Annotated in this window: 3 protein-coding genes; 1 reads left to right on the forward strand and 2 read right to left on the reverse strand. The window is 38.4% G+C overall.

The window, feature by feature from the left end:
• Window positions 1–197: 197 nt before the first annotated feature.
• Window positions 198–944 carry an alpha/beta hydrolase gene (locus tag DM84_RS05390; RefSeq protein WP_250778927.1) on the reverse strand — a complete coding sequence of 249 codons (747 nt, stop codon included), beginning with the start codon at window positions 942–944 and terminating at the stop codon, window positions 198–200.
• Window position 945: 1 nt separating this feature from the next.
• Complete coding sequence (locus DM84_RS05395) at window positions 946–1,473, reverse strand: c-type cytochrome (RefSeq protein ID WP_250778929.1); 528 nt, start codon at window positions 1,471–1,473, stop codon at window positions 946–948.
• A 141-nt stretch (window positions 1,474–1,614) separates the two neighbouring features.
• Between DM84_RS05395 and recJ the strand changes: the two genes are divergently transcribed.
• Window positions 1,615–3,354, forward strand: a complete 1,740-nt coding sequence (gene recJ / locus DM84_RS05400; RefSeq protein WP_250778932.1) for a single-stranded-DNA-specific exonuclease RecJ — start codon at window positions 1,615–1,617, stop codon at window positions 3,352–3,354.
• Window positions 3,355–3,494: the final 140 nt, after the last annotated feature.

A 3,494-nucleotide genomic window follows, 5' to 3' on the forward strand; every position in this document is an offset into this window, starting at 1 on the left:
TGAGTTTTTTACTGAATTTTGTCATTGAGCCTGCAGATCAAAAACAAGTTTTGAGCCAGAAACACCCTTGCTGCTATAATAGCAGAGCTGACGAAATTTGTCAAGTAGTTTTTTGCTTCATCCAATGTGCTACTAAAAACTATGCAAAATAACAGTTTTTTTTAATCGTCGGTAAACCTCAATTGCTTTGACTATAACTATACAGTGGGCAAAAATTCTCTAATAGTCTGAAATAAAATTTTCAATGAATGGCTGTCAGACATGTTATGCTCCGCTGATTTTATCAAGTGCACCTCAACATCGGTTGATTTGACTTTTTCAGCTAAATTTAATGAGGTTTGGTAAGGAACATCTTTATCGTTAATGCTATGTAATAAGCGTATAGGAGAGTTTATGTCTATTGTTTCCTTATTTAAAAGAAGATTTTTCCTGCCGTCTTCTATCAAATTCTTGGTTATTTTGTACGCACAACGCCCTGAAGTAAAGTCCACTACGCCTTTAGAATCTAGTTCTTCTTTTTGTTTGCCTGATAACTGCTTGAATATTAAATCCTCAGTGAAGTCAGGAGCAGATGATATACCAATCAATGCTGCAATTCTTTCTGGAAATTGAAGAGCAGTGAGCAACATCAGCCACCCTCCCATACTTGAGCCTATAATTATCTGCTTGCTGCTAGTTAGTTCATTGATTACTCTAGTACAATTTTTTTGCCAATCACTTATTGTGTAATCAGTGAAATCACCACTTGAATGGCCGTGGCCAAAGTAGTCAAATAGCACAAGCGCTACATCATTTTCTTGGCAAAATTTGTAAATAGCAGTTGCTTTAGTTCCATTCATATTTGATGCAAACCCACCAAAAAAGACTATAGAAGCTCTTCTTCCCTGTAGCTTTCGATATGCTATGTACTTGCCACTTTTACCGAATAGTTTACAGTAATCCATATTACTTTGGTAAATCAACGGGGCTATCGCTTAGTTGACGCAAGTAGCTGATTAAATCTGCAATTTCTTGGGGATTGGAAATACCTGCAAACGCCATACGTGTACCTTTTATATAAGCTTTTGGATTCTTCAGGAAGGCAAATAGCTCTTCATATCCCCACTTTCCGCCCTTTTCGAGCACTGCTTTTGAATAGTTAAATGAGTTACCAAGGTGTGCTTTTTTGCTTCCAACTATGTTCCATAAGTTTGGCCCTACTTTGTTTGCCCCACTTTTCTCGAAACTATGGCAAGCTATACATTTCTTCGCTGCTGATTTGCCTTTCTCAAAACTAGCATTCTGCATGAGCGCTCCGATGTCAAGCGCTACTTGCTCAATTTTTTGCTGAGGTTCGCCACCGCCAGCAGCTACTATCGTTTGGTGTTCAATCTTATATTTCTCCGGACTGTAGAGCATATCAACCACGTTGCTGACTGTCACAATAATCAGCCCGGAAAGTAAAATTGATGCTGCAATCTTATTAAGCTCCATAACTTTTATCAATTGATGTTGCTTAAATTATGCGAATATTTTCGCAAACAGCAAATAATTAACCTCAAAATGGATTGTTTCATCTTTTAATAGAGCCAAATCAAAAATCCTGGTAAAGTGGTTTTGTTTTACTTACAAAATATGCTACTTGATATTGAAAAGCGCAGTATAACAAATGCACTATGGAGGTTACAAGAAGCAGATCAAAGGGAAATTTTAACCCTCACTCAAAAATTTGAATTACCAGAAATACTAGCTAGGACACTTGTTACCCGCGGTATTAATGTAGAAAGTGCAGGTAACTTCTTATATCCACTAATCAGGTCGCTATTACCAGATCCCTTTCATCTTCTTGACATGGATAAAGCTGTTTGCCACATAATACGGGCAGTAAATAATGGTGAAAACATAGCAATATTCGGTGACTATGATGTTGATGGTGCAACATCATCAGCACTGATTAACAGATACCTAAGGGCGATTGGTATACACTCTATAATCTACATTCCAGATCGTGTTAATGAGGGCTATGGATTAAATGCAGACGCTTTATTGCAACTCAAAAAGAAAGGAATTGATTTATGTATTTCCGTTGATTGCGGCACACTTGCATATCAACCGATAGAGGATGCCAAGAGCTTCGGTCTTGATATTATAGTTATCGATCATCACCTTGGTACAGGAAAGCTACCAAGCGCTGTAGCAGTTGTTAATCCAAATCGCCTTGATGAAAGCTCTCCTTATACTAACCTTGCAGCAGTTGGAGTGTCATTTCTGCTAATTGTTGCTCTTAACAAAAACCTGCGTGAACAGGGATTTTTTACTAACAGAAAAGAACCAGATTTATTTGATCTGCTGGATTTGGTTGCCCTTGGCACTGTTTGCGATGTTATGCAGATCACTGGCCTCAATAGAGCATTTGTCTCACAAGGATTAAAAGTGATGTCAACAAGAAAAAATATTGGCTTGCGCGTTTTATTTGATGCTTTAGGAATTCTCGAAAAACCAAGCGTTTCCCGGCTGGGTTTTAATATTGGGCCATGCATAAATGCTGGAGGAAGGATCGGAGAAGCATCTCTTGGTGCAAGGCTGCTTTCTACAGACAATGAAGAGGAGGCGCATTCCATCGCGCTAAAATTAATAGACTTGAATAATACAAGGAAGATGATGGAAAACGAGGCTATTTTAGAAGCCACAACACAAGCGGAAAAGTCCGTGAAATCAAGTGCGAATTTTATAATGGTAAGCGGCAATTGGCATCAGGGAATAATCGGTATAATTGCGTCAAGGCTGAAAGAGCGATTCCACTTGCCAACGATAGTGATATCTTTAAACAATGAAATAGGAAAAGCAAGCTGCAGGTCGATTCCTGGGATTGATATCGGAGCTGCAGTTCTTTCTGCAAAATTTATAAATCTGATTATTGAAGGTGGCGGCCATAGTATGGCAGCAGGGTTTGCGATTAAGGAGGACAAAATAAACGATTTATATGACTTTTTTACCGAGAGGTTTACGCACTTTACGCATAATAAGGCTTTAAAAGCCGACGGTATAGTAACTGCTAAGGCAATAAACTTATCCCTGTGGAATCAACTGCGACGTTTGGAGCCATTTGGTGTTGGCAATCCTGAGCCGAGGTTTATTATCCAAGGAGCGAAGATCAGGAAGCCTGAAGTTATAGGAGTTGACCATATAAAATGCTTCATTGCTGACGATAATGCTATGGTTAGAGCTATTGCGTTTCGTTCTGCAAATACTCATCTTGGTTCTGCTATCATGAAGGGTAATGTTGAAGCTATTTTGGGTAAAATCTCTATGAATTATTGGAATGGCAATGAGTTTGTACAATTTTTAATAGAAGATGTATTGACTATTAGCTGAGCTGCCTATTAATCTCAGCGTTGGCAATAGAAACAAAAAAACTACTTGACAACCTTTGCCGTTACCCCTACCATAGTATTGAAGCTATTTGTTTAACTTCCCAATCTGTACAGGTTAAAATGACAAGAGAGCTTGTATTT

The sequence above is a fragment of the Wolbachia pipientis genome, assembly GCF_023661085.1.
GTDB lineage: Bacteria > Pseudomonadota > Alphaproteobacteria > Rickettsiales > Anaplasmataceae > Wolbachia.